This window comes from Photobacterium sp. TLY01 (genome assembly GCF_021432065.1).
GTDB classification, from domain to species: Bacteria; Pseudomonadota; Gammaproteobacteria; order Enterobacterales; family Vibrionaceae; genus Photobacterium; species Photobacterium halotolerans_A.
Genome location: NZ_CP090365.1, coordinates 1,122,361 through 1,148,705, shown reverse-complemented (window position 1 = coordinate 1,148,705; position 26,345 = coordinate 1,122,361). Strand labels below are relative to the sequence as shown.

General features: G+C 47.5%; 24 protein-coding genes and 1 pseudogene. 14 read left to right on the top strand and 11 right to left on the bottom strand.

The window, feature by feature from the left end:
- The first annotated feature begins 117 nt into the window (after positions 1–117).
- The 5 genes and pseudogenes from LN341_RS20940 (at position 118) to LN341_RS20920 (ending at position 5,027) form a co-directional block, all read left to right on the top strand.
- Complete coding sequence (locus LN341_RS20940; RefSeq protein ID WP_234205676.1) at positions 118–948, top strand: hypothetical protein; 831 nt, start codon at positions 118–120, stop codon at positions 946–948.
- A gap of 94 nt (positions 949–1,042) precedes the next feature.
- On the top strand, positions 1,043–2,104 hold the full coding sequence (locus tag LN341_RS20935; protein WP_234205673.1) for a ParA family protein: 1,062 nt from the start codon (positions 1,043–1,045) through the stop codon (positions 2,102–2,104).
- Positions 2,094–2,966, top strand: a complete 873-nt coding sequence (locus LN341_RS20930) for an SIR2 family protein (protein ID WP_234205671.1) — start codon at positions 2,094–2,096, stop codon at positions 2,964–2,966. Before LN341_RS20935 ends, LN341_RS20930 begins: the two co-directional genes overlap by 11 nt.
- Before the next feature lie 130 nt (positions 2,967–3,096).
- Entirely contained in the window at positions 3,097–4,566 is a 1,470-nt protein-coding gene (locus LN341_RS20925) for an AAA family ATPase (RefSeq protein ID WP_234205669.1), read from the top strand.
- Between the two features lie 165 nt (positions 4,567–4,731).
- Positions 4,732–5,027, top strand: a pseudogene (locus tag LN341_RS20920) (hypothetical protein).
- A 298-nt stretch (positions 5,028–5,325) separates the two neighbouring features.
- Here the strand turns inward: LN341_RS20920 and LN341_RS20915 are convergent.
- Positions 5,326–6,488, bottom strand: a protein-coding gene (locus LN341_RS20915; RefSeq protein WP_234205667.1) for an IS3 family transposase whose coding sequence is annotated in 2 segments (ribosomal slippage) — positions 5,326–6,233 and positions 6,233–6,488 — 1,164 coding nt in all. Because the reading frame shifts where the segments join, the coding sequence is not laid out codon by codon here.
- Positions 6,489–6,597: 109 nt separating this feature from the next.
- Between LN341_RS20915 and LN341_RS20910 the strand changes: the two genes are divergently transcribed.
- From LN341_RS20910 to LN341_RS20895, 4 genes are all read left to right on the top strand, one after another.
- Positions 6,598–7,029, top strand: a complete 432-nt coding sequence (locus LN341_RS20910) for a GNAT family N-acetyltransferase (protein WP_234206614.1) — start codon at positions 6,598–6,600, stop codon at positions 7,027–7,029.
- A gap of 244 nt (positions 7,030–7,273) precedes the next feature.
- A complete protein-coding gene (locus LN341_RS20905; protein WP_234205665.1) occupies positions 7,274–7,531 on the top strand; it encodes a type II toxin-antitoxin system Phd/YefM family antitoxin in 258 nt (85 codons plus the stop codon).
- The gene (locus tag LN341_RS20900; RefSeq protein WP_234205663.1) at positions 7,519–7,818 is read left to right on the top strand and encodes a type II toxin-antitoxin system RelE/ParE family toxin; all 300 of its coding nucleotides are present in this window, start codon (positions 7,519–7,521) and stop codon (positions 7,816–7,818) included. The genes LN341_RS20905 and LN341_RS20900 overlap by 13 nt, the downstream gene beginning before the upstream one ends.
- Positions 7,819–8,029: 211 nt before the next feature.
- A complete protein-coding gene (locus tag LN341_RS20895) occupies positions 8,030–8,581 on the top strand; it encodes an AAA family ATPase (RefSeq protein WP_046221372.1) in 552 nt (183 codons plus the stop codon).
- 648 nt (positions 8,582–9,229) lie between these two features.
- Here LN341_RS20895 and LN341_RS20890 read toward each other — a convergent pair.
- Complete coding sequence (locus LN341_RS20890) at positions 9,230–9,589, bottom strand: hypothetical protein (RefSeq protein WP_234205661.1); 360 nt, start codon at positions 9,587–9,589, stop codon at positions 9,230–9,232.
- Between the two features lie 288 nt (positions 9,590–9,877).
- Between LN341_RS20890 and LN341_RS20885 the strand changes: the two genes are divergently transcribed.
- Positions 9,878–11,098 (top strand): autotransporter outer membrane beta-barrel domain-containing protein, encoded by a 1,221-nt coding sequence (locus tag LN341_RS20885; RefSeq protein WP_234205659.1) that lies wholly within the window; start codon positions 9,878–9,880, stop codon positions 11,096–11,098.
- Between the two features lie 91 nt (positions 11,099–11,189).
- Here the strand turns inward: LN341_RS20885 and LN341_RS20880 are convergent, their stop codons facing one another.
- Positions 11,190–12,089 carry a LysR family transcriptional regulator gene (locus LN341_RS20880; protein WP_234205658.1) on the bottom strand — a complete coding sequence of 300 codons (900 nt, stop codon included), beginning with the start codon at positions 12,087–12,089 and terminating at the stop codon, positions 11,190–11,192.
- Between the two features lie 129 nt (positions 12,090–12,218).
- On the opposite strand from LN341_RS20880, the gene LN341_RS20875 reads away from it, so the two are divergent.
- Complete coding sequence (locus tag LN341_RS20875; protein WP_234205656.1) at positions 12,219–13,055, top strand: TauD/TfdA family dioxygenase; 837 nt, start codon at positions 12,219–12,221, stop codon at positions 13,053–13,055.
- Positions 13,056–13,142: 87 nt separating this feature from the next.
- Positions 13,143–13,952: a TSUP family transporter gene (locus tag LN341_RS20870; protein ID WP_046221368.1), complete on the top strand. Its 810-nt coding sequence runs from the start codon at positions 13,143–13,145 to the stop codon at positions 13,950–13,952.
- 113 nt (positions 13,953–14,065) lie between these two features.
- On the opposite strand, the gene dbpA is transcribed toward LN341_RS20870, so the two are convergent.
- Positions 14,066–15,442: an ATP-dependent RNA helicase DbpA gene (gene dbpA / locus LN341_RS20865; protein WP_144409082.1), complete on the bottom strand. Its 1,377-nt coding sequence runs from the start codon at positions 15,440–15,442 to the stop codon at positions 14,066–14,068.
- A 266-nt stretch (positions 15,443–15,708) separates the two neighbouring features.
- Complete coding sequence (locus LN341_RS20860) at positions 15,709–16,752, bottom strand: hypothetical protein (RefSeq protein WP_234205653.1); 1,044 nt, start codon at positions 16,750–16,752, stop codon at positions 15,709–15,711.
- A 331-nt stretch (positions 16,753–17,083) separates the two neighbouring features.
- Here LN341_RS20860 and LN341_RS20855 point away from each other — a divergent pair, with 331 nt between their 5' ends.
- Positions 17,084–17,359 carry a hypothetical protein gene (locus LN341_RS20855; RefSeq protein WP_046221367.1) on the top strand — a complete coding sequence of 92 codons (276 nt, stop codon included), beginning with the start codon at positions 17,084–17,086 and terminating at the stop codon, positions 17,357–17,359.
- Between the two features lie 88 nt (positions 17,360–17,447).
- On the opposite strand, the gene LN341_RS20850 is transcribed toward LN341_RS20855, so the two are convergent.
- The 6 genes from LN341_RS20850 to LN341_RS20825 form a co-directional block, all read right to left on the bottom strand.
- Positions 17,448–18,377, bottom strand: coding sequence for a hydroxymethylglutaryl-CoA lyase (locus LN341_RS20850; protein WP_234205651.1), 930 nt, complete (start codon positions 18,375–18,377; stop codon positions 17,448–17,450).
- Positions 18,378–18,395: 18 nt separating this feature from the next.
- Positions 18,396–20,588, bottom strand: a complete 2,193-nt coding sequence (locus LN341_RS20845; RefSeq protein ID WP_304622704.1) for a biotin carboxylase N-terminal domain-containing protein — start codon at positions 20,586–20,588, stop codon at positions 18,396–18,398.
- Entirely contained in the window at positions 20,581–21,489 is a 909-nt protein-coding gene (locus tag LN341_RS20840; RefSeq protein WP_234205650.1) for an enoyl-CoA hydratase-related protein, read from the bottom strand. Before LN341_RS20840 ends, LN341_RS20845 begins: the two co-directional genes overlap by 8 nt.
- A 25-nt stretch (positions 21,490–21,514) precedes the next feature.
- Positions 21,515–23,122 (bottom strand): carboxyl transferase domain-containing protein, encoded by a 1,608-nt coding sequence (locus LN341_RS20835; protein ID WP_234205648.1) that lies wholly within the window; start codon positions 23,120–23,122, stop codon positions 21,515–21,517.
- A 51-nt stretch (positions 23,123–23,173) separates the two neighbouring features.
- On the bottom strand, positions 23,174–24,343 hold the full coding sequence (locus LN341_RS20830; protein ID WP_046221362.1) for an isovaleryl-CoA dehydrogenase: 1,170 nt from the start codon (positions 24,341–24,343) through the stop codon (positions 23,174–23,176).
- A gap of 95 nt (positions 24,344–24,438) precedes the next feature.
- Positions 24,439–24,819 (bottom strand): MerR family DNA-binding transcriptional regulator, encoded by a 381-nt coding sequence (locus LN341_RS20825; protein WP_046221459.1) that lies wholly within the window; start codon positions 24,817–24,819, stop codon positions 24,439–24,441.
- A gap of 212 nt (positions 24,820–25,031) precedes the next feature.
- Here LN341_RS20825 and LN341_RS20820 point away from each other — a divergent pair, with 212 nt between their 5' ends.
- Positions 25,032–26,312, top strand: a complete 1,281-nt coding sequence (locus LN341_RS20820; RefSeq protein WP_234205646.1) for an acetyl-CoA C-acyltransferase — start codon at positions 25,032–25,034, stop codon at positions 26,310–26,312.
- Positions 26,313–26,345 lie beyond the last annotated feature (33 nt).

Here is a 26,345-nt window from a genome sequence, read left to right as displayed (position 1 = left end):
AATTACTAGCGACATGTTTTTCGGGGAGGGTTACACGCTGAATTGGTTTTGGTTGGAGGAGTTATGCGACATGATGTCGTATAACAAAATGTTATGTCCCGGTTGGGAGTCACCAAAATGGGCAGTGCTAAAGAATACTGGTTTGATCGAATTGAAGTACAAAAGAATTGTCGTTTGGCTAACCTCCTCGGAATTACCGAAGATGAATTAGAGCAAATCGCTTACGACATTGATGGTGATTACAGCAATGATGGATTGCTTTATGGTTATGTTGTTCGGTTCGACGATGATAATGATCAGTCTATCATGGCGAAAATCGATGGCCTTACTTCAGGCTCATATGTGAGTTTGTCTCAGTGGGATTTGGAAGATCCTGAGGAAGATGAACTTGAGTGGGAATTAGTTAATTCAGAACAACTGGAAATGTTTAATAAACAGTTGGCTGAGATCCCCGCAATGCTTCAAATAGAAACTACGCAAAGCGCTCAATTTAGCTTGTTGGTGATGTTGCACGCTCATGTTGTTTCCACGCTAGAGCACTTTCTGTCAACTACATTCATTCATCGTGTCACAAACTCCGACAAATTAACGAGAAAACTGATCGAAACAGATCCTGAGTTTGGGAATCACAAGTTTACAGTAAACGAGATTTACGCTCAGCATAGTAACATTAAGTCAACTGTTGCCACATATTTACAAGGAATTATCTTCCATGATATGCGCAAGGTAAAACCAATGTACGCGGAAGTGCTTTCGTATGATTTTGGGGATATATCATGGCTCTTTAGAGCCGTTAAAGTTAGACACGATTGTGTACATCGAGCTGGTTATGATAAGGAAGGAAAATCTGTCACCGTATCGGTAGAAAGTATTAGGGAGTTAATTAAAAATTGTCGTAAGTTGGCTGAAAAAATTGATACTCATGCACAAGAATTAGAAAGTGAATGACATAAAAAAACGCATGTTGTCAGATTGATTTTCTGCTGCGTTACAAACCAGTCGAAAGTGCGGGCGCTAACTGCCTTTTAAGGGGGAATGAAAAATGAAGACCATTGCAATATTTAACAACAAAGGTGGTGTAGGTAAAACCACTTTTTGTGCAAATTTGGCGACACACTTTGCCATGAAACATCACAAAAGAGTCTTGGTATTAGATTTAGATCCACAAGCCAATATAACCCATTATATGTTGGGGGATGAATTGGCCAGTGAGGTAATAGCTCCATATTATGATCGTGGTCTTGAAAAGCCACACCAAACTATAGTTGATGCATTTGATAATTATGAAGTTGGTGAAAGTACGATTAACACCGATGTTACTCCAATGTTTTGTGAAAGATTCCAAGCTTCTATCATTGCAGGGAATCCATTTTTAGCGTCGTATGAAGATATTCTTAGTAAAAAATGGAATGAACTTTCTGACCCTGATAGTGTAAGCGGGATGAGGATATCAAATTGGATAAATACAATTTTAGAAACACACAAAGAAAATTACGATTACGTATTTATAGACTTAAGCCCTAGCCTAGGTGCAATTAATAGAACTGCCTTGCTCGCTTCAGACTTTTTTATCTCACCTATGAGTTGCGATATATTCAGCTTGGTAGCAATAAAAAATATAAAACAATGGTTTGAAAAATGGGTGCCTTACTATAATTCTAAATATGAGAATTTTAAGAGTGAAAAATCTCATATTTGGGATATAATTAAGTCAGATCTAAAGCCGAAAGTAAGTATCGATAGTGGGTTTTTAGGATACACTCTTCAATCTTATATATCTCGTAAACATGCGGATGGTACAGTCAGAACAACTCAATCATACCAACGAATTATAGACAATTTCGAGCCTGAAATTGATGAGAATTTAAGCATATTTAAAAAGCCAGAAATTAATTCTCATGCTGAATTAAATCTGGGGGAAATTCCTCATATGTTTGGGATATTAGCTTTGTCACAATTTGTTGGAGCCCCTATTGCAACATTGAATTCAGCTGATGGAATGGCAGGGTCACAATATACTCAAGCAAAGAACTACATTAAAGCGTTCGATGTGATTTCTGATCGTGTAATGCATAACCTTGGGGATGTTATCAATGTGGCCTGATTCTCTTGTTAGGGAAATTGTAGAGAAGCGTTGTATTATTCACCTTGGTTCTGGAATGTCCTGCCAGTCAGTAGATGAAAATGGTAATAGACCTCCTAGTTGGGAGGCTTTACTGAATACATTAAAAGACTCAACTCTAAGTAATAATGAAGATAAAGACTTAGTTGATGAATTTATTTCCCAGAAAAGATATCTAGATGCAGCAGAAGTAATTCGCACCAAAGGGAATTCTGCTGAATATAATGCAAAAATACGTGAAATATTTATTGAGAAAAATTTTGTTCCTTCTAATGCGCATAAGGATTTGGTCGATATTTCACCAAGGATTTTTTTGACTACAAATTACGATACGTTAGTAGAAGGAGCTCTAATAGAAAATTCCGGACACAACTCATTTACTCAATATGAACATACTCGTGATGGGTTACTGGACTCAGTAAGGTCTCCGAGCACAATACTAATTAAAATGCATGGCTGTGCTAAGCATGCTGCCGATACAATACTTAGCCGTTCAGACTATTTCAATTTACGTAAGAGATACCGTTCGTTTTTTGAGATCACTTCGTCATTATACAAACTAAATACAGTCCTTTTTATTGGTTGTGGTATTGAAGATCCTGATATTAATTTAATCCTTGAAAATAACAATATTGAAACGAACACTACAAACCCTAGCTATGCGATGGTTGGGTCAAAATCATACGCAGCAAGAATTAAGGATACTATTAAGAGCCAATATAATATTGAATTGATTACTTATGAGCAGAATAATGAAAACGATCATAGTAAATTTGAGATTAAATTAAATGAATTAAAAAATCGAGTCGATATAATACGAACTAAATATGGTTCAACAAGTTAAGTAGTTAACAAGTCCATGAAAACTGACTACGCAATCTGTCATGCTTTTGGCGTAGCGCACAAAAACGCCAGACTTAAGCAGTTGATGGCGGCGTTAATTATTGCCACATACTTCATATTAAGGATAAAATGTGCCAGATTTAAAGATTGAAATAGAAAATATTAAAAGTATCAAAAGATTTAGTTTAGATATCCCTATAGAGCAGGGGCTATACGCTATAGCGGGCACAAACGGAGTTGGTAAGAGTACTATAATGGCGCTTTTGGCAATTCCATTTCGCCCTGCACTTTTATCTGATTTATTTGGTAATTGTGGCCACGACTCTAAAATAGACTATTATTATTCTGGAAAAGAAGACCACTGGGAGAAGAACGGATCTAGATGGCAGATAAAAGGTAAACCGTCAAAAGAAATAAAAATAGATGGCTTTATAGAAGGTAGTATTATACATGGAACAAGATTTTCGGATTCGACATTAGAGTCTTTAAAGCTTTCGGACACTGTTCGAGATGAACACTTAGTTGATGCTGATGAATTTATAAATGAAAATTTTAATGAGATTTTACATGGTAGAAACAATGTCTACCCAACAATAAAAAAAGTAAAGAATAGGGGAGTCGCTTCTCAACTTGGCTTCGAAACAGTGCCGTATTTTATGGAGTATCCCGACCGACGATTAAGTCAGTATTGGCTAAGTACTGGGGAAAATCTTCTTCTTAGTCTATTGCACTTTCTGAATAATAAAATATTTCAACAAAAGAGAAAAGGAACGAAAAATAGATCCTTTATATTAATCGACGAGGTTGAGCTTGCCTTGCATCCAGTAGCAATTAACCGGCTTCTTATTTTTCTGAGATCTATAGCAAAAGAGTATAATCTTGCAGTTTATTTCTCTACTCACTCTACAGAGCTTCTTCGCGGCATAAAGCCGGACAACATATATTATCTTCAAAATTTGCCAGACAGAAGCATTGAAGTTATAAACCCGTGTTACCCTGCGTATGCTACTAGATTTCTATACAACCAAGATAGTTATGATTTTTTGATTCTTTGTGAGGACGAGCTTGCAAAGTTTGTCGTAGATAAAGTGATTATCTCTGAAAGGCTGTACGGTGGGAAGCTATATCATATTCTTCCATGTGGAGATTGGAGAAATACTGTTCGGCTCCACCAAGAAATAATCGAATCTAATCTCGCCAGCAAAGCAGCTAAGATTATTTCAGTTTTGGATGGCGACATTGAGGAGCAGTTCGATAAAGCAAAACAGGATGATGAAAATTTATCAAGAATCAATGTCACCTTTTTGCCAATACCAAGCTTGGAAAAATACCTCCATAAGCACTTGGTTGACGAGGTCGATCCAAGATTATTTCGAGAAATTAATGACCGCTTCTTTAGAAAAAGATCGCTCGATGAAATCGTCAGTATTTACCAAAGAGGGAAAGTTGATAGGAAAGGAAAGAGGCTTTGGGATCTTATGGTTGAGTCTGCAGGTGTTGACGGAATGGATGAGAAAGAGTTCCTCAGAGAAATCTGTAATTCAATTTACGAGAATCTATGCACAGACTTTTTATCGCGGCGTATTAAAGCTATGTTCTAATATTAATGAGCAAGTGGCTGTGCGCTTCTCTAGCTCTCCGGATTGCCTCAAAACCAAGACGTTAGCTTTCATGGAGGAAATAGTGTGGAAATCTGGAAGTTGTTATTCTTTATACCTGCGTGTTTTGCACTTAACATGACTCCGGGACCAAATAACCTATAGTTTATGAATAATGCTGGATGCTACGGATTTCAAATCTGATTTCATAGCTGGCCTTGGTCGAATTGCAGCATTTTCGGTGATGATTGCATTAGCTGCTTCAGGTTTAGCTGTTGTGCTGTACGCATCCGAGACTCTATTTCTGGTAATAAAAATATTAGGGGCAGCCTATTTATGTCATATTAGGAATATATTAAAGGCAATGGTTTACAAAACCGAAAATGGCTAAGTGTTTTAACAGAGCATGCGCTGCTTTTCTCGAAGTATCTGGAGCCAACCTGTTGTTTAGCCGCCAGCAATGAAACAAATCAGGCTGCATGGGCTCCTTCGACAGGGCTAGATCACGAAGGAATGTAGATCACACTATTCGGTTTGTTCAGAGCTGATATGACTGTGTTTACTGTCTTTGAATAGCCTAAGTTGAATCTATTATGTGATCTTGATCTGTTCATGCTCTCGCCCTGGCTCCTTCGATTGATAACAACAGCGGCAGGTTATGCAAGGGAAGACTGCGTTCTCATTCGTTAAAAGGCGCTAAAGATGCCCGCCGTATTCTCAGGGCATCACAGATAAGGAATATTTGTGATATTAATGTAGTGGTCAACTAATTCCGGACAGTAAATTAGGTTGATTTTCTGCCTTTGCAGGCGGAATACCATCATTGTAGCTGTGTGGCCTTTCCCTGTTGTAATAGCCCATCAGATAACGACTGATATCTTTAGTTGCGTCTGTGAACGATGGATAGCCTGTTGCTGGTATCCACTCCGATTTCAGACTTCTAAACAACCGCTCCATCGGTGCGTTATCCCAGCAATTACCACGACGACTCATGCTTTGAGTCATGCGATAACGCCATAGATGCTGGCGAAACAGACGACTGGTGTACTGACAGCCTTGATCTGAATGAAACAGTACACCTTGTGGCCGGCCTCTTTGCTCATAGGCCATGGTCAGAGCCTTTGCGGCCAATGAAGCATCTGGTTTATCTGATATCGCCCAACCGACAACACGACGACGGAACAGGTCAATCACAGCAGCCAGATAGCACCACCGATTACCAGCCCAGATGTAAGTGATATCACCACACCAAGCCTGATTAGGGCCACACACATGAAATTCTCGGTTGAGACGGTTCGGAATATCCAGCCGCTCAACGGTCGCATTCCTGTAAGCATGTGGACCTGGCTGCTTACTGATAAGCTGCGCTTCTTTCATCAGCGCTCTGACTTTGAAACGACCGATGGAATAACGGCGTTCACGCATCATCCAGGTGATTGTACGACTACCGGCAGCACCTCGGCTGAGTGTAAAGAGTCGATTGACTTCGCTACGAAGTTCCATGCGTTCAACATCAATGCGTTGTTGTCGTTGTTTGTACTCGTAATAACTGGATGAAGAAATGTCGAATACTGAACAGACCAAGTGAACCGATTCATGTTCCCTCAACTGGTCTATCAGCGCGTACGTTCGAGTTCGTCCGACATTAAGAGAGCTGTGGCCTTTTTTAGAATCGCTTTTTCCCGCTCTAAGCGATTGATTCGTGCCTCAAGCTCCTGAATTTTTTGTTGTTCTGACGTGAGTGCTTTCGATGTTGGTGTTTGGCCTCCGCGCTCAGCTCTGAGTTGCTCAACCCAACGTCTAAGTGCCGTCTCTCCGACGCCAACGGAGCGACATGCTTCAGGTATTGAATAATTCTGGTCGAGTACCAAACTTGCAGTTTCACGCTTGAACTCAGGACTAAATGAGCGTCGTTTTTTGGTCATTGAACACCTCTTTCTTTGGTGGCTACTTTACCACCTTAAATGGTGTCCGGGTTTATTAAACCACTACATAAAGCAAGTGAGTAAGGAGAGTTGTCTTGATCTCCTCTAAATTTTTATTGAGCTTGAGAAGTATTACTTTGGAGATAAAGCAGCAACGGAGAGCGAATTGGTTAACTACTTATGTCAGCAAGTGTTTTCAGAGCACTCTGGTGTGAAAGTGGTTGCGGCCTTTGATAACGATAAGGTTGTTGGATTCGCGACCTATGCGATGATGTTTCCCGCCCCAAAACTCTCTGGCCAGATGTATATGAAAGACCTGTATGTTTCTGCTTCAGCGCGGGGTAAAGGTGTTGGTTTGACGTTGATGAGACACTTGGCTTCAATTGCTGTGAGTCATGATTGTCAGCGTCTGGATTGGACGGCAGAACGTACGAATCCGGCAGCAGGAAAATTCTACGTCTCTATCGGGGCCAGATTGGTCCAGGAAAAAGAGTATTACCGCTTTGAAGGCAATGCGTTGAGCGACTTTGCAGAGTCCTGATTACAACGGCTTCGAACGACTGTGAAAATGTGACGCTTTCCAGACATGATTCATTTAAATAACATAAAAATCATGATTTTAAATAGATTGTGGGATGACGGATTCCTCAAAATTCTGAATCAGAATTATCTGATTATGGCTGAGACTGCAGAGGGCATTCATACCATTCATTCGTCTGTATCAAACTTGCTATACTCCAAGTGATAGAATAGTATCACTTTTGCCTTTTCATGGAGTGGCTTGAATGAAAGTTGAACTGGTTACATCACTGAAGCGCCAAGCGACGAAGATCCTTGCTGATCTTCATGAAACAAAAGAGCCAGTGCTGATTACTGAGCACGGTAAGCCGTCAGCTTATCTCGTTGATGTTGATGATTATGAATTTATGCAAAATCGTTTAGCAATCCTTGAAGGGATCGCTCGAGGAGAGCGCGCATTAGCGGACGGTAAGAGTGTGAGTCATGATGGAGCGAAGGACAGAATGTCAAAATGGCTGAAATAATCTGGACGGAACCAGCGTTATCTGATCTTAACGAGATTGCTGAATATATAGCCCTTGAAAATACTGTCGCTGCCAAAGAACTGGTTCAAACCATTTTTGCAAAAGTTGAACGCCTGGAAACCTTCCCGGAATCAGGACGTGTACCGCCTGAACTGGATTATTTAAATTACCGTGAAATCGTGATTAATCCCTGCCGTATTTTCTACAAGTATGAGGCTGAAAAAGTGTATATCTTGTTTGTCATGCGAGTAGAAAGAGACTTACGCCGCTTCTTATTAAGAAAGTAATATTGGGTGTGAAACTGGGAAGTATCTTTAAGGGTTTAGGACGGATGATTGTCTGTGAATCAACATCTGGCTTTGGTTATCTTCTCCGTGGATTCTTGAGCTATGGTTGGCTAAATCGGGGCCATCGGTGAGCCTGAAATCAGACATATTCAAGCCAGAAACTCGTGAGAAGGTAGTCCATGTCATTCGCTAGCCGTTTTGGGAGGTTTTTTTGAATAATCGTGTCGTTTTTACGGGTGGCCCTGGCTCAGGAAAAACCTCAGTGATCAATTTTTTAGAGCAATTGGGATACCCAAGCGCTAAAGAAGCTGGCCGTAAGGTCATTCAAACACAAATTGAGCGGAATGGGGTTGCTTTACCCTGGAAAGATAAAGTGGCATTTCGTGATGCCATGGTTCTTGAAGAACTGAACAACTACAAAGTACATGATGATTCAGTTTTGACCTTCTTTGACCGGAGTATCATCGATTCATATGGTTATAGTCAGCTTGAACAAATAACCGTTTCAGAGCTCTTGTTAAGAAGTTGTCGCGAGCTGATTTATCACAAAAATGTGTTTATTTTCCCACCTTGGGAAACAATCTATGAAAATGACATCGAGCGTAAACAAGATTTTAATGAAGCGGTCGCGACCTATCATGAAATGGTGAACGCGTACAAAAAGTTCGGTTATGAACTGATTGAAGTTCCAAAGCTTTCAGTTCGAGAAAGGGCTGAATTTATCCTTGAGGTTTGTTCTCATCTCGTTCAGAAGCCAATTTGATTTTGGTGTTCATCTTTGTGTCATTTTGGCCCGCACATTAATAAACATTCAAAGATTCAGTTTTTAATTGAATGTGAGAGATTTGACACAAGAATTTGAATTGTGTTTGACCAGCAACGAGTTAGAAACTTAAATTTCTGAAAAAACGAGGGGAAAATTCAGGACGAATTTTCAGGTTGTCGGCGCCGGGAGCGCCTACAACCGCCCCGGACAGCACCAAAGAACCAAAGGCATTTCTGGTTACGCTTTGTGCCAGCAAAGAGTAACTGGCGCGCGTATTACACAGTAGAGAGAAGCGCCAAACTCAAGCGCGACAAACTTTCCGTCTTACCTGAAATCACTTGTTTATCGCCTGCGCCACATTGAAGCAATTCACAACCCCAGGGGAAAATTCAGGACGAATTTTCAGGTTGTCGGCGCCGGGAGCGCCTACAACCGTCCCGGCCAACATCAAAGAACAAAAGGCATTTCTGGTTACGCTTTGTGCCAGCAAAGAGTCACTGGCGCGCGTCGTACACAGTTGAGAAAAGCACCGGACTCAAGCGCGTCAAACCGACAACACTACTGAAATTACACTCATTGTTGTGCTCACTTCTTATCGTCATGGGAATGACAGACAAAGCGTATTTATCTCAGCGAAAATGATCCTCAACCCGCCGGCGCTTTCAGATCCAACGTTTCTAACGGGTTAGGGCAATACTGCCGGGTCTTTTCCATCACCTGTTTTTGTAACGCTTTATCAGCGTCGATCTCTGGATACTGTTTCCTGAGATCTTCCATGCAGCTTTGTGTGGCTTCCATCATTTTGGTGAGCTCACCTTTGGAACTCATCAGACTGGAAAGGTCATTGCCCTTGTCTGTTTTCATGGCCTGTAAGGCTTTCTCGAGTTCTGCATAGGGTTGGGCGAGGCAGCCACAGACATCTTTTGCGGCCTGTTCCAGATCATCTGCCTGTACAGGAAAAGCTGCCAGGGAGGCGATAAACAAGGGGGCTATCAGGGATTTCATGTCTACCTCCCGGCATGTCCATAAAAAAAGAAAAAAGTTTGGTGCTGTGCATCAGGTCCAGTGTCAGAAAAGTAAATAGCCAGACTTCAACGAGTTGCTCAAGGGTTTTGTATTCATTACATACTGAGGCGTAATACTTCGAATCGCAAAAAAATCGCAGTGTTATTTTTGCGACACTGCTCAAAATTTCACCTCCCTATACTCAAGAGGAAAGCACTTGAGACGATGCATTAGATACGTCTAATAAAGGCGTACGGATATCAAAAAGCGTGTAGTTTAGGGGGCTGTATGAAGAGCGCACATCAGTGTCGCGGTGTCGGGTTGTCTGTCGTTGTGCTGGCAGTCATCTTACCATCATTCACATGGGCAGACAGTGGGAAATTCAGCTTCGTCAGTTCGGTATCCGATGAGGTGATTGACTCTTTATCGTCAATGGCCAGCGATGTCAGGGTCGACAAACCCAGTAAGAAAGAATCCCTTCACCCAGCCGCCAGTCTGAATGCTTCAGCTTTTGCTTTATACCCCGGTGATATCAGCTCACGAACCAGCAGTGTCCGGGAAGACAGTCGTCTTCGCACCTTCAGTTCTTCTTTTATTAGCGGCGATTACACCAATTCGACGTATGCCGAAAATTCGCAGAGTGGCTTGGGTACCTATATGCGTGTCGATCGCACACAGCCACAGTTTCATTTCAAATCGTCCCCGTTTGATCGCACCGCACCAGCGAATAACAGTTATTCACTGACCATGGGTGGCGACTATCTATTGAATAATAATTACCTGTTTGGTTTAGCGCTGGGCATGCCTTCTTACCAATCGTCTGATTATGAAAATGAAGGCGGTAACGATATTGACGGTCTGGTCGCATCGGGTTATTTCAGTTACTTCGAAAACGAGTGGTTCCTAGATTTTACTGCCAGTTATGCACTGATCGACACAGATATGAGCCGTCAGGTGAACATGTATACTGATCCCGTGGTCAGCAGTATGGATGATGCCGATTCTGACGTGTGGGTTTTTATGCTGGGCGGTGGTTATGTGATTGATTACCCTTATGCCAAAATTGCGTTGGAAAGTTCAGTACAATACACCTTGTCAGACAGGGACAGATATAACGAGAGACTGTCGAAAGGCAATTCAAACTATGTAATTTCACAGGTTGATGATGTCAATAAACTGGAAGGGACCACCTTTATTACCGGCGCGACCATTTCCAAGCCCTTCCGTACCAGCTTAGGGCTTTTCCAGCCCTATGTGAAAAGCTACCTGCATTATGACTACCAATACCATTCAGATCGTATCATCAGTCAGTTTAAATCCATGTACTCCAGCAGTGACTTGCCTGTGATTACTCAGTCCAACGATCAATTTTACGGTCGGTTTCATGCTGGCGTATCAGGTGCTTTTAACGACAAATGGATTGGTTACGCTGAAGCGAGTACGCTGGTCGGGCTGAATGACATGAACCCGACTTTATACAGCATGGGGGTGATCATTCCGTTTAAATAAAGGCCGGACTGCGGCTTTGCAAACAGTCTTTAGCGCCATGAGGTATACGCGCTTACACCAGGCGAGGCATCTTTATTCATATCGTTTTACGTTACCAGCGCTGTGGCAAATGATTGCTCAGATAATCAAGAAACAGGCTGAGTTTACGGGATCGCTTACTTTTCTCTGCTGACACCAAGGCCACGATATTGGCTTTAGGGAGCTGATAGTCTGTCAGCACCGGGATAAGCAGACCACGATCGATTTCTTTACTGACATCCCATTCAGAACGCTGAATAATACCGTAACCATCCAGTGCCCACTGTTTAGCGACCTGTCCGACATTGCAGGACAATTTCGGCTCGATTCGGATGCTGATCATTTGTTTCGACGGCAGGTTAAATTTCCACATGGTGACATCTTCATCATTTTCTTTCAGGGCGATACATGAGTGTTGATGAAGATCTTCCGGTGTTTTCAGTGATGCTGCGGAAGCAAGATAATCAGGCGATGCAAGCAGGTAGCGTTTGTTTTCAACCAGGTGAATGCAGCGCAGTGATGAATCTTTTAACTGGCCGATATAGATCATCACATCCGGTTTGATCGGGTGAGACCAGCTGGGCTTATCGGTGAGCGTTAAATCAATCACCAGATTTGGGTACTGATGCTGAAACCTGGCAATCAGTGGCGCAATATGAGTTGTGCCAAATCCCAGCGGTGCAAGAACATTCAGTTTGCCTTCGATCATGGACTGGTTCGATAAGAGGTCATTCTGAAGGGCTTCAAGCGCCAGCAGGATCTCTCTGCCTTCCCGGGCCAGTTTTTTTCCTTCCTGCGTCAGTTTGGTGGTTCTCAGATTTCTGTCGACCAAAGTGACGGACATTTTGCGCTCTAATGCCTGCAGACGCTGGGTGACACTGGGTGGTGTCACATTAAGCTTTCTGGCGGCAGCCGCCAGAGAATGGCTGTCTGCAATCACACTGAAAAATTCAATATCCTGAGAATTTATCATTAATCTCAATCTTAATATGGGAATAAATAAAGATTAATTTAACTTAACATGCAACAAGGTTACAACTATGTCCGCTCCTTCTAACTGATTAAGAGTGGAATGATTACAATGACTCGTCTTGACGTAACAATGGCTTCATTGGCTAGTGAAGAGAAGCCCCTGGCTCCAAGCTTTGGCCTGGAGTTTACCAACAAACAACTCGCTACTTTGATCTCTGAGCAATTTGATGAACTGTACTCGACTTTGATTCGGCACAAGCTACTCATTTTCCGCAAGCAGGACACATCACCTCAGCAACTGATGCAGATTGCGAAACGGCTTGGCGAAGTACAGCGCTATCCGTTTTCCAGCGGCATTGAAGGCTTTCCTGAAATTGTCGAAATCCGCAAAGAACCTGAGCACACAAATGTATTCAGTGGTGTGTGGCATGTCGACTCCACTTATCTGGAGTGCCCTCCCGATTTCACTTTGCTGGCGGCGAAGCAGACCCCGGAAGTCGGGGGAGATACCGTATTTTCAGATTCCCAGAAAGCGTTTGCCGCTTTGTCGGAAGGGATGCAGAAGTTTTTGCTGTCTGAAAAAGCGGAATTCATTTCAAATAAAATTCAGGAAGCGGGGACAAAAGCACCGCATCTGGTGAATTTTACAGATATCGCCATGGCGAACACCTTCTTTAGTGCTTCACATTTTTCTGCCAAGCGACATGAAGAATCAGGGATCCCTGGGATCTACGTGAACGCTGAGCACACCAGCCGCTTTACATCGATGTCTGTTGAGGAAAGCGCACCAATTCTTGATTATCTCTATAGCCATATCACCCGCGATGAGTTCACTGCAAGAGTGCGGTGGGAAAACGACACCATTGTCTTGTGGGATAACCGTGGCCTTCAGCATCATGCCGTGAACGACTATTACGGCCAGTTACGTGTGATGCACCGTCTCATTGTTCGTTCGAAAATGCGTTAAACAACAGACATGCACGGCGCTCAAAAACGGCTGGAGCGCTGTGCATGGCGTTGATGAATAAAGTCGTTAAAAAAGTAAGGAAAAACTATGTTGGAATCCCTGGCCTTTGCTCCTTCAGACAGCGTGTTACTGATGCTGTTCTGTGCGGCATTCATTGCCGGAATTGTCGATGCTATTGCTGGTGGCGGTGGTTTAATTACGGTGCCGAGTCTCTTGCTGGCGGGTGTGCCACCGCTGACGGCGTTGGGGACGAATCGCTTACAGGCAGTGATTGGTGAACTGACATCCTTTGTGACCTACTTATGGCACAAAGAAGTGAACCTCGCCGGCCTGTTGCTTGGCATGATAGCAACGGCAATTGGGGCAACGGCGGGTTCGTTTGCCGTCAGCTTGTTCCCGGCGGACATTCTGAGGGCGCTGCTGCCTGTTCTGATGGTTGCTATTACTGTTTATTCCATTTTGTCTAAGCGTCTGAAGAATGTTGTGGCGCAGCAGGCGAAGGTCTCGTCCCGGACCTTCATGTTGTCTATGGGGCTGATCATTGGCTTCTATAATGGCTTTTTCGGGCCGGGCACAGGGGCGATCTGGATGATCGCATTTGCCATCTTGCTGGGATACACGATCAAGCAGGCCAGTATTGCCACGAAACCATTAAATCTGATGGGCAATCTGGTGTCGCTGATTTTCTTTATCTCAATCAGCAGTGTGAATTATCAGATTGGGCTGATCATGGGCGTCGCCCAGGTGCTGGGGTCTGTGTTGGGTAGCAAAGTCGTGATTCGCAACGGCGACAGAGTGGTGCGGCCAATCTTTATCACGGTCACCTTATTGATGACGGTGAAACTGATTTACGAAACAGGAACAGGACCGGTACTTGCTTTCGTAACCGGGCACTGATCGCTCAACGAATCGGTGCTGAAAAAAACGGACCGTCACAGTGAATGACGGTCCGTTTTTCATACGCTATGGTCTGAGGGCTCATTCAACAGCCAACAGCTATTAATCCGTCATTAGCGTAAAGCTCTGGCCCGGTAAGAGCGGCTTTTGATTTTATCACTGGTGATCTTAGCAAGCGCTTTTTTCATGACTTTTCTGTCAACAGCTACATAAGCGCGAAAATCGGTAATGTGAATTTTTCCGACTTGCGAACCTTCAATGCCGTTATTGCTTGTGAGTGCACCCAGAATGTCACCAGGACGCAGTTTTTGCTTCTTGCCGCCATCAATCTGAAGGGTGACCATGGCAGGTACTGCCGGTCTGTTATTCAGTAACGTCACTGGAGGCAGCGGATCGCTGGTGATCTCGCGTTCAAAATGATCAGACAGCAACGCCATCTTGTAGCCATCTTTTTCGCCATAGAAGGTGTACGCGTTCCCCTGGCTGCCAGCACGGCCTGTTCGACCGATACGGTGAATGTACACCTCGGTATCGTGGGCCATGTGGTAGTTGAAGACGGCGTCTAATGCATCAATATCCAGTCCGCGGGCTGCTACATCTGTGGCCACCAGAATACAGGCACTCTTATTGGCAAATTGCAGTAGCGTCTGATCTCTGTCTCTTTGTTCCAGATCGCCGTGCAGCGCTAACACACTGAAGCCGTAATTGGCTAATTCATCGGCAACCTGCTGGGTTTCGCGCTTGGTATTACAGAACACCACGGCGCTTTCCGGTTGCTTGTCCAGCAGCAGCAGTCGCAATGCCTGCATGCGCGCTTGGTTGTCTTCCAAACGGTAAAAGGACTGGGCAATGGTGCTTTTTTCATGCGTCGAGGCGACTTTCACCGTCACAGGTTTGTGAAGGATTTGTTCCGCAACAGACTGGATCTGCTTTGGAAACGTGGCACTGAACAGCAGGGTCTGCCGCTGTTGCGGGGCCTGTTCAATGATGGCGTCCAATGCGGGCTGGAAACCCATTTCCAGCATGCGATCGGCTTCATCCAGCACCAGCATATTCAGATTGCTCAGGCTTAAACGGCCACGCTCTAAGTGATCGAGCACGCGACCAGGCGTACCAACGATAATATGGGCACCGTGTTCCAGAGAGCCGATTTGCCGGCCCATAGGCACACCGCCACACAGGGTCAGCACTTTGATGTTGTGAATTCCGCGAGCCAGCGTCCGGATGTCCTGCGCGACCTGATCGGCCAGTTCGCGGGTCGGGCACAGTACAAGCGACTGAATACGAAACCGTTTTACATCCAGTTTGTTGAGTAAACCCAGTCCAAAAGTGGCGGTTTTACCTGAACCAGTCTTGCCCTGGCCGATGACATCGTTGCCGTTGAGGATGGATGGCAGGCTTTGTGCCTGAATCGGCGTCATTTCAGTAAAACCAATGGTGGCTAGGTTTTCCAGCAGTTCAGTCTTTAATGGCAGCGCTGAAAATAGCAACGGGTTATCGTTCGACGAGGTCGAAGCAATGTCGGCATGGCTCAAGTTATGTGTCCTGTAATCGGTGGTGAATCTGACTAACCACGAAGAATGAGGGGTTAGCACGGTCTGCCATGAAAGTCAGCTGTGTTCATGTGATATATCGAACCGTGCTTGCAGGCATCATGGCCGGCATTGTAACAACCCAGAGGGGACTTCGCCTTAACTATTCGTTCTGGAACCGATTTGTTACACACTGGCTTTGAGTGGTTTACCCTGTCGTAACATCAGGGGCGTGGAATGCTGCGGTAAAGCTGATTAAACTGCCGGTTTTTGGTGAAATACAGCTCTATTTCGGCCAGAAGGCCAGGGTTGGCTTTATAGTCGAATTCTTCCTGAAAGTTGATGGTGGGGGTGAGCTTCATATACAGCCAGTTTTTATGGAGCCGGCGTTGCCAGCTAAAGGCGACCCAGGCGTTTTCAACCGCGAGATCGGGCCGGCTGTTTGCGCTGACACCTATGGTGTAAGTGAACAGATTACGGCTGCTGACTCTGTCATAAATCTCGGCAAGATTCACGAACTGCCAGTTATTGTCATCATCCAGAAATTGTGCACTTGTTCCGGCTCTGAGAATGGTCAGTTCTGTGGGATCGACAGCGTAATAGAAGTCAGCAGACGTGACGCTGCCGGGGCCTCGGCTGTGGAAATAAAAAACTTCCTGTTGTAACAGAGCCGTCCAACCTGCACCGAGTTTGTCCACACGTCGGAAATGTGCCCGGGTAAAAGGATCCAACGGCAAACGGAGTTTCAGACCGACATCAAAATCGGCATACCATTCACCAACCTGACGGCTTTCAAGCCGGACGCCGCCAATAGCACCGCGGTTGCCGGTACGGGTGGTTTCTACCAGTCCGCGTTCTTTGTCTTCCAGGCTTTCGAAATCTTCCGGGTCGGTTTCAAAGATCAGCTTCCAGTTTTTTTCTGTGTGAGGCAGATCCATACGCAAAGAGACACTTGAGTCAAATTCAAAGTATTCCCTGTGTGAGTAGTTCGGTTGAATACGAATTCGCAGGTAACTTTCATTGATCATTGGCTCTTCATCGTCTTCGAGACTGAGAAAATGGTCGATATTTGAGCTCATGTCGATAATGGTTTCAGACAGGGAGGTTTGGGTGTCTTCCAGCCAGTCTGAAAAGATGATGTCTTCCGGTCCCTCTTCGTAAAGCAGCCGGGGATCTGTCTCTGGCGGGTCATCGGCCAGACACACCACAGGCAATGCAAGCCAGATGGCCGGTATCAGTATGGTCCTGAAAAGTAGCAGACATCTCATGTAAGCCCTCGAAACCGAATGCTAACAAATTGAAACTCAAGCCATTTGAGTATAGCCATCAGGCGCAGGACGAAGCCATTTAATATTGAGAATTAAAAATTCGAAGATGATCGGATTTTTGTAAGTAACAAATGAAATTGCTCAACAGGCGTTCAGTCAGGTTGGGGGGAAAACGCTTTTGCCGCGGTGAGTTATCGCAAATAGGAATGATTTGCGACTATTTTGTCCTTCAAACGGCAACTTTATTGTCACAGAACTGGGCTACACTAATCTGGATTAGAAAATCTGTACAAGTCTGTATGGGTTATTGGAATTGGTGGTGAGGTGTAAGATGGATATGTCAGATTTTGATGGAATCAAACGTGATATCTCACTAAAAGTAGAACATATTTTCGAAGTCTACGAAAACGAACACTATTGCATGCCGACGATGGAAGAGTTTCGGACTCTGTTTAATGAGCATATCGATCAGTATGTCGGGCCTGAAGATTCGCTGAAAGGTGCCGGATTGACTATGTCATCGGATACAAAGCAACGACGTGAGCAGAAGGTATGGCGAGTGGTGAATGAGCTGGAAGCAGAGCAGCGATATTTACGCTCTGACTGACTTGCCTCACCGGAGTAAAAAATATGGCCAGCCATTGGGTTGGCCATATTTTTAACCCGTCAGGAGGGATTAATACCCGCTTTGCCTGCTACGCTTTGCTTGCGAATAATAGTGCCAATGCGGCATTGGAAGCCGGGGGTTTACCCAATTGCCTGCAAATGAACTCGCCCGCCTGAGCCAGCTTCATAAGATCAACGCCCGTTGAAATCCCGGATTGTTCGCATAGGTACACCACATCTTCGGTCGCCACATTACCGCTTGCGCCCGGCGCATACGGGCACCCGCCGAGACCCGCGACGCTGGCATCCACAGTCGAGATCCCCATCAGCAGTGACTGATAAATATTTGCCAGTGCCTGACCCCAGGTGTTGTGGCAATGGACTGCCAGCGCATCCACTGGAATATGAGAAAGGCAGGCGTCCAGCATACGGGCAAACCGTAGCGGCGTGGCTTTACCAACCGTATCGCCCAGTGACACTTCATCACAGCCCATCTGATACAGCAGTTTGGCAACACTGGCAACTTGCGCCGGTGCCGTCTGTCCTTCGTAAGGGCAATCCGTGACGCAGGAAAGATAACCGCGAACGCGGAGCTGGTGTGCTTTGGCTTTCAGTAATACAGGCTCGAAACGAACCAGGCTTTCGGCAATACTGCAGTTGATGTTCTTCTGGCTGAAGCTTTCCGACGCGGCGGCAAAAATCGCAATTTCATCAGCGCCGGCTGCAATGGCGAGATCAACGCCTTTGGCATTGGGTGTCAGGGCAGAGTAGACAATCCCAGGTTTTCTGTGAATGCTCCGAAGTACCTCGCTTGAGTCGGCCATCTGCGGCACCCATTTGGGTGAAACGAAAGCACCGGATTCAATATGTGTCAGCCCTGTGGCGGACAGCATATCAATGAGCTGAACTTTATCGCTGAGGCTGACATTGGCTTCATTCTGAAGACCGTCTCTCGGGCCGACCTCGACGATTTTCACCCGACTCGGCAGATCGCTGGTGGCAGGAAAAAAAGTTGTCATTGTTTACACACTCTGGTTTCAATCGACTGCATCGGTCGCTGGACTGATTTGCACCAGCTCCTGACCATGTTGTACCTGATCCCCTGCGCCTGCTAACACGGCGAGTACCTGGCCCTGATGGGGAGCGCGGACTGTGTATTCCATTTTCATGGCTTCAATCACAATCAGGCCCTGATCTTTTTCTACCTTGTCGCCCGGCTGGCACAGTACTTCTGCTACGATGCCATTTAAAGGCGCGGTAGGACTGTCTTTGGCGCCGGACTCATGTGCGCCGAAAATTGGACGGAGCTGATAAGCGTATTGCTCCTGTTCGGTAAATGACAAGACAGTTTGTGCCGCATGATCGAAGACAAGACGAATCTGCTCGTGTTTTCCATCAACTTCAAGGGTCACGTCCGTAACCTGCTGAACCGAGTCTGCTGCCAGCAAGCGCAAGAGCAGCGGGGATAGCACCTGTTCGTCATGCCTTGCATGCAGCGAAGAACCGACTGAACACTGGGTAAGGCATAGCTGGTTACGATCGTCATTGTCAGTGATGAAACGAAAAGTGTTTGCAGCCATTTCAGCATCATACAAAGTGATCAGGTGCTGTGCCGGTTGGTTGAGCCGCCAGCCGGTCTGGTGATCTGTTGCGTTCTGCAGCAGACACAGACTGGCTGCGCTGAGCACTAAGTGACGGGGTAACTGATAACCTGCGCCATCTGATGTCTGTACGTCGATAGTGCTGTCAACCTGTGCCTGCAGGACGTCTTGATGCTGTTCGATAAAATGCGTGGACAGTTCACCCTGAATAAAAGACGGGTGAGCCAGAATTCGCTGCAGATAACTGATATTGGTGGCAACTCCGCCGAGTTGATAACGCGACAAGACAGATTGCAATTGATGGAGCGCAGAAGTTCTGTCTTCACCCCACGCAATCACTTTCGCCAGCATCGGATCGTAATATGTTGTGACGGTGTCACCTTGTGTGATGCCGCTGTCGATGCGTACGCGGTTTGTGTGCGTCGCACCCACAGAAAATGCCCCGGAATTCGGCTCACTGAGAAAGTGAATCAGGCCAGAGGCGGGAAGAAAGCCGTGCTGTGTATCTTCGGCATAAAGCCTGGCTTCTACGGCATGTCCCTGATGTCGGATCTCAGACTGGGTCAGCGGTAAGGGTTTGCCTTCGGCAACCCGAATCTGCCATTGCACCAAATCCTGACCTGTGATCATTTCAGTCACCGGATGCTCGACCTGCAACCGGGTGTTCATTTCCATGAAGAAGTAGGTGTGCTGCCGGGCGTCATACAGAAATTCGACCGTCCCGGCACCGACATAGTCGATGGCCTGTGCGGCCTGAACCGCCGCTTCGCCCATTTGCTGGCGAAGTGCGTCGCTGAGGCCGGGCGCTGGTGCTTCTTCGATAATTTTCTGGTGGCGTCGCTGAACAGAACAGTCCCGATCCGAGAGATAAACACAGTGGCCGTGCTGATCAGCAAAAATCTGGACTTCGATATGACGGGGCTCAGTCAGGTATTTCTCTAACAGTAAGTGGTCATCTCCAAAAGCGGATTTTGCTTCCCGCTTTGCCGATAGCACAGCCTCGGCAAGTTCGCTCTGCTGATACACAATTTTCATGCCTTTCCCACCGCCACCCAGCGCTGGTTTCAGGATGACAGGAAAACCAATGCGGCTCGCTTCGGCGGTTAAATTAGTCAGGCTGTCATCTTCGCCATGGTAGCCGGGCAGCAGGGGAACACCTGCTGTTTCCATGATGGCCTTGGCATCGGATTTTGAGCTCATCGCCGCCATGGCATCCGGACCCGGTCCGACAAAGATAATGCTGTGTTGCTGGCAGGCGCTGGCAAACGCCACATTTTCAGACAAAAAACCGTAACCGGGATGCACAGCGTCAGCTTTGCTGTTTTTCGCAGCATTGATCAGCTTATCGATAGCCAAATAAGAATCCAGAGCAGGGGACGGGCCGATATACAGCGCTTCGTCCGCCATGCGGACATGCCTGGCATGGCGATCGGCATCAGAATACACCGCAATTGTGGTGATACCCATGAGCTGGGCAGAGTGAATCACCCGACAGGCAATTTCTCCCCGATTGGCAATCAGCAAGCGACGGATAGGTGTCAGTGAATTGCCCATGTCGCGTATCCTTGTGTGTTGAGGGGCAAGAGCAGGATGTTCAGAAACGGGTTGCAAGTCCTCTGGTTTACTCATTGTGGTCTCCTTGCCCAGCCGTATTGTTTGTCACCCAGGATGGATGACGCTTGTCAAAAAATGCGTTCAGTCCTTCCTGTCCCTGAGGGGAAACCCGGATATCGGCGATCATTTCACTGGTTTGCCGAATCAGATCCGTATCGATCGGCCGCTGTTCACACAGCTTGCACAGGGTTTTGACCTGAGCCATCGCCGCCGGGCTGTTCGCCAACAAGCGATCAAGGGTCTGTTGCAGCATCTCATCGAATAAGCTTGCAGAATCGGCGGTATTCTTATCATTTGAATCGCAGATTTCATGAAGGATGCCCAACTGACGCGCTGTGTCAGCATCCACAGTTTCAGCGGTGAGCATCAATCGTCTGGCCTGACGCTGGCCAATGGTACGGCAGACGTACGGGGCAATGGTTGCAGGAATCAGTCCGAGTTTGACTTCGCTGAGAGAAAAGCGCGCATCCTGGCTGCCCAGGGCAATATCGCAACAGCAGATCAGACCCAGCGCACCACCAAAAGCCGACCCCTGCACCACAGCTATGGTGGGGTGAGGAAAGGTGTCCAGCTCATTCATCAACCAGGCCAGCGCCTGCGCGTCATTCAGGTTGTCATGGCGTTTTTTCCGTGCCATGGCTTTCATCCAGCGCAAATCAGCACCGGCCGAGAAATGTTTGCCTTCCGCCCGTAACACGAGTGCGGATACCTCAGCACGGCTTGCCAATTGCTGCAGATAATGCCGAATTGCCGCAATCAGCTGATCATCAAAGGCGTTCGCTTTATCCGGACGGTTCAGTGTGAGTGTGGCAACTCCCTGACGGCTGATGGTGCAGAGCACAGGGTCACTGGCTGTCGCATGGAGAATTTCTGCGGTATCGCTGTACTGAAACACCGGGGTAATTTTAGAGGTCATATTCCCTCCTCACAGTTGTCGGCGGTTACATCCGGAATATGCCAAATTGCGTATTTTCTACAGGCGCATTGGCTACCGCTTGTAAAGCAATACCGAGTACGTCCCGGGTTTGCGCGGGATCGATAATCCCGTCATCCCACAGTCGGGCACTGGCAAAATACGGCGATCCCTCTCGCTCATAGCGTGCTTTAATCGGGGCTTTGAAAGCTTCTTCCTCTTCGGCTGACCAGGTTTCGCCATGACGCGCTTTGCTGTCCCGCGTGACCTGTGCCAGTACACCGGCCGCCTGATCACCGCCCATCACGGATATCCGGGCGTTTGGCCACATCCAGATCATGGTGGGATCGTAAGCACGGCCACACATACCGTAGTTACCTGCACCATAAGAGCCGCCGATAATGACAGTGAATTTCGGCACATTGGCACAGGCCACCGCCATCACCATCTTGGCACCATGCTTGGCGATCCCTTCTGCTTCATATTTTTTCCCGACCATAAATCCAGTGATGTTTTGCAGAAATAACAGTGGGATGTTGCGCTGGCTGCATAGCTGAATGAAGTGCGCCCCTTTTTGCGCAGACTCGGAAAACAGAATGCCGTTGTTGGCAACAATACCGATGGGGTAGCCGTGTAAACGGGCAAAACCGCAGACCAGCGTTTCGCCGTACAGGGCTTTGAATTCATCAAAATCAGACCCGTCAACCAGCCGGGCGATGACTTCTCGGACATCAATTTGTTTGCGCAGATCGGTGCCGGCAATGCCGTAGAGCTCGCTGGCAGGGTATCGGGGAGGCAGCACTGAGGTTGGCTGTTCAGCCAGTGATGCAGCACGGTGACAACTGGCGATCGCCTGTCTGGCTAAAGCCAGGGCGTGGCGCTCATCATCGGCGTAATAATCAGCAACGCCGGATGTTTTACAGTGCACATCGGCGCCTCCCAATTCTTCCGCGCTGACATCTTCACCGGTGGCTGCTTTGACCAGGGGCGGACCTGCCAGAAAAATGGTGCCTTGGTTTTTCACCATAATGGCGACATCGGCCATGGCGGGCACATAAGCACCGCCTGCGGTACATAAGCCAAGGACGATGGCAATCTGTGGGATCCCCTTGGCTGACATTCTGGCCTGATTGAAAAAGATCCGTCCGAAATGATCTTTGTCCGGAAAAACCTCAGCCTGATGGGGCAGGTTCGCGCCGCCGGAATCGACCAGGTACAGGCAGGGCAGGTGACAGCGTTCGGCAATTTCCTGTGCCCGCAAATGCTTTTTCACGGTCAGCGGGTAATAAGTGCCCCCTTTGACGCTCGGATCGTTGGCGATGATCATGACATCTGTGCCGGACACGCGGCCAATACCGGCCACAACTCCCGCGCAGGGGATGGCCTCGTTATAGACTTCCCAGGCCGCAAACTGGCCGATTTCAAGAAAGGGGCTGCCTGAATCAAGCAAATTGTCGATCCGCTCTCTGACGGGGAGTTTGCCTTTTTTTCTTTGCCTGTCCTGTGCTTTCTGGCCACCGCCCTGCACCTGAAATGCGAGGCGAGTGTGAAGCTCATCGACCAGCTCAGCCATGGCCTGCTGGTTATGCCGGAACTGTGAGTCATGTGTCTGGATATGACTGTCTAAGATTGCCATGATGCCTGTCCCTGTAAGATGTGTGCTGTTGATCCCGTGGAACAATTCCGTTTAGCGGCTTTGCTCAAATAACTCCCGGCCGATCAGCATGCGGCGGATTTCCGATGTTCCTGCACCAATTTCGTATAACTTGGCATCCCGCAGCAGACGCCCGGTTGGAAATTCGTTGATATAGCCATTTCCGCCCAGCAGTTGTATCGCATCCAGTGCCATCTGGGTGGCCAGTTCTGCGCAGTAAAGAATGACGCCCGCGGCATCCTGACGAGTGGTTTCACCGCGATCACAAGCCGCAGCAACCGTGTAAACATAGGCACGGGCCGCGTTCATGCGCGTATACATATCCGCGATTTTGGCTTGTACCAACTGAAATTCCCCTATGGACTTTCCGAACTGTTTTCTGTCGTGAATATAGGGCAGGCACACATCCAGACAGGCGCGCATGATCCCCAGCGGACCGGCTGCCAGAACCACACGTTCATAGTCCAGTCCGCTCATCAGTACTTCGACGCCTTTATTCTCTGGTCCTAACAGGTTTTCAGCCGGCACTTCGCAGTCGGTAAACACCAGCTCACAGGTGTTGGAGCCGCGCATGCCTAATTTGTCGAGTTTCTGGGCACGGGTGAAGCCAGGGAAATCGCGTTCAATGATAAAGGCACTGATGCCTTTCGATCCTGCCTGAGGAGCGGTTTTGGCGTACACGACAAAGGTATGGGCATCCGGTCCATTGGTGATCCACATTTTGTTGCCGTTCAGAATGTAGCGATCGTCTTTTTTGTCTGCCCTGAGCTGCATGCTGACCACATCGGAACCCGCATTGGCTTCACTCATCGCCAGCGCGCCGACCTGCTCACCACTGATGAGACCAGGCAGGTATTTTTCTTTCTGGGCCTGGGTACCATTGCGGAAAATCTGATTCACGCACAGGTTGGAGTGCGCACCGTAACTCAGCCCGACTGAGGCAGAAGCCCGGCTGATTTCCTCCATGGCGACCACATGCGCCAGATAGCCCATGCCGGCTCCGCCAAATTCTTCACTGACAGTCACTCCCAACAGACCCATCTCACCCAGCGCCGTCCATAAGTGCGATGGGAACTGATTGTCTTTGTCAATTTGTTCAGCAATGGGGGCGATGGCATCGGCGGCAAAGTGGTTGACGTGATCGCGTAACATATTCAGCGTTTCGCCGAGGCCAAAGTTGAGTGGGGTAAACAGGTCTTTCATCGGATCTCCCTTAGTCCGGTGAACGGACTGGTCCTGAGAAACGGCTGTATTCTCAACAAAATGTTGTCATGCTCAGTTGGCAGTTTGCCAACGGGTTATTTTTCTTTCGTTTTACCGTTCAGTGCCAGCTTGCATCTGCTTTTTGCGGCATTGAGCTCTTCCATCACAACTTTGATGTCATTTAACTGGCGTTGAAGTTTGTGCTGTTTTTCGTCGATCATGGCGATCATTTGCCGCAATTGACCGTCACTCTGGTTGGTGTCGTACAAGTCAAACAGTTCGCGGATTTCGGCCAGCGAAAACCCCAGTCGTTTTCCCCGCAAAATTAATTTCAGCCGCGTTTTGTCCCGCCGCTGATAAATGCGAATCGCACCTTCCCTGTCTGGCTGGAGCAGTCCCACATCTTCGTAAAAACGAATACTGCGGGTGGTGATACCAAATTCTTTGGCAAGTTCACTGATCTTAAAGGTGTCCACCACGCTGCTGTCCTCTCGTTACGGATGAAGCGGGACTGAATAACCGACGGTCACAGAGTGGTGTCAGAACGCTGGCCTGGCCGGCATCATGGCAACAATTCTGTACGCCTATCAACCAAATAGAAGTGACATTGTTGTTGTTTTGTTTCTTAACGTTTACGTAAATGTTAGTGCTATGCTTACGTAAACGTCAAGAAAAGTGGAGCCGGGTCATGGAAACCACCACCAAGACAGCCGCATCCCAACGCGGCGAGTCTCAGCAGCCTGAAAAGGAAGTCTGGATCGTGTCGGCCAAGCGAACCCCGCTGGGCAGTTTTCAGGGGCAGTTTTCTTCTTTATCAGCAACGACACTGGGGGCGTATGCGATCAAAGGCGCCCTGGAAAGTATTGGAATTTTCGCCGATGAACTCGCCCCCGAACAGCCCGATGGACTGAACATTGACGAAGTACTGATGGGTTGTGTACTGCCAGCCGGCTGTGGCCAGGCACCGGCCCGTCAGGCGGCATTGAATGCCGGCTTACCTATTTCGACCGGCTGCGTGACGGTGAATAAAGTGTGCGGATCCGGAATGAAAACCGTGATGCTGGCTGCAGATATGATCCGTGCCGGCAGTATTCACACTGCAGTGGCCGGTGGCATGGAAAGCATGACCAACGCACCGTATCTTCTCCGGCAGGCCAGGGGCGGTTTTCGCCTCGGGCACCAGACAACGGAAGACCACATTTTCCTGGATGGATTGCAGGATGCTTACGAGGGTGAACTGATGGGCGTGTATGCCCAGCAGATTGCGGATGAGCTTCAATTCAGCCGGGAAGACATGGATGACTGGGCTGCGATGTCAGTCGAGCGAGCGAGGCTGGCGATAGAGCATGGCTGGTTCGATCAGGAAACCTGTCCCGTCGTAGTGGCTGATCGTCGGGGGGAGCGTCTGGTGAAGACGGATGAGCATCCTAATGAAGTGGATCCGGCCAAGATCCCGCAGCTGAAACCGGTATTTGCTAAAGACGGCACAGTGACAGCCGCCAATTCCAGCGCCATTGCCGATGGTGCAGCCGCGTTGCTGATGATGGATAGTGAAACTGCCCGTCACCATGGTTTATCGCCCATCGCGATCATTCGCGGTCAGACAACCCATGCCCGTCTGCCGTCTGAATTTACCCTGGCACCGGTCAACGCTATCCGTCAGTTACTGGATCACCTGAACTGGTCAGTTGATGACGTGGATCTGTGGGAAATCAATGAAGCGTTTGCGGTCGTGACGCAAATTGCGGTGCGTGAACTGCATTTAAACGCCGACAAGGTCAATATTCATGGCGGGGCCTGCGCGCTTGGCCATCCGATAGGGGCCAGTGGTGCCCGTATCATCGTCAGCCTGATCCATGCCCTGCGTCGTAAACAGCAGGAAGACGGCGCCGTCAGCAAAGGCGTTGCCTCGCTATGTATCGGTGGCGGGGAAGCCACTGCGATCGCTATCGAATTACCAGCTCTATAATATTCGTACCTGGCAGCAGTAACGCCAACAATG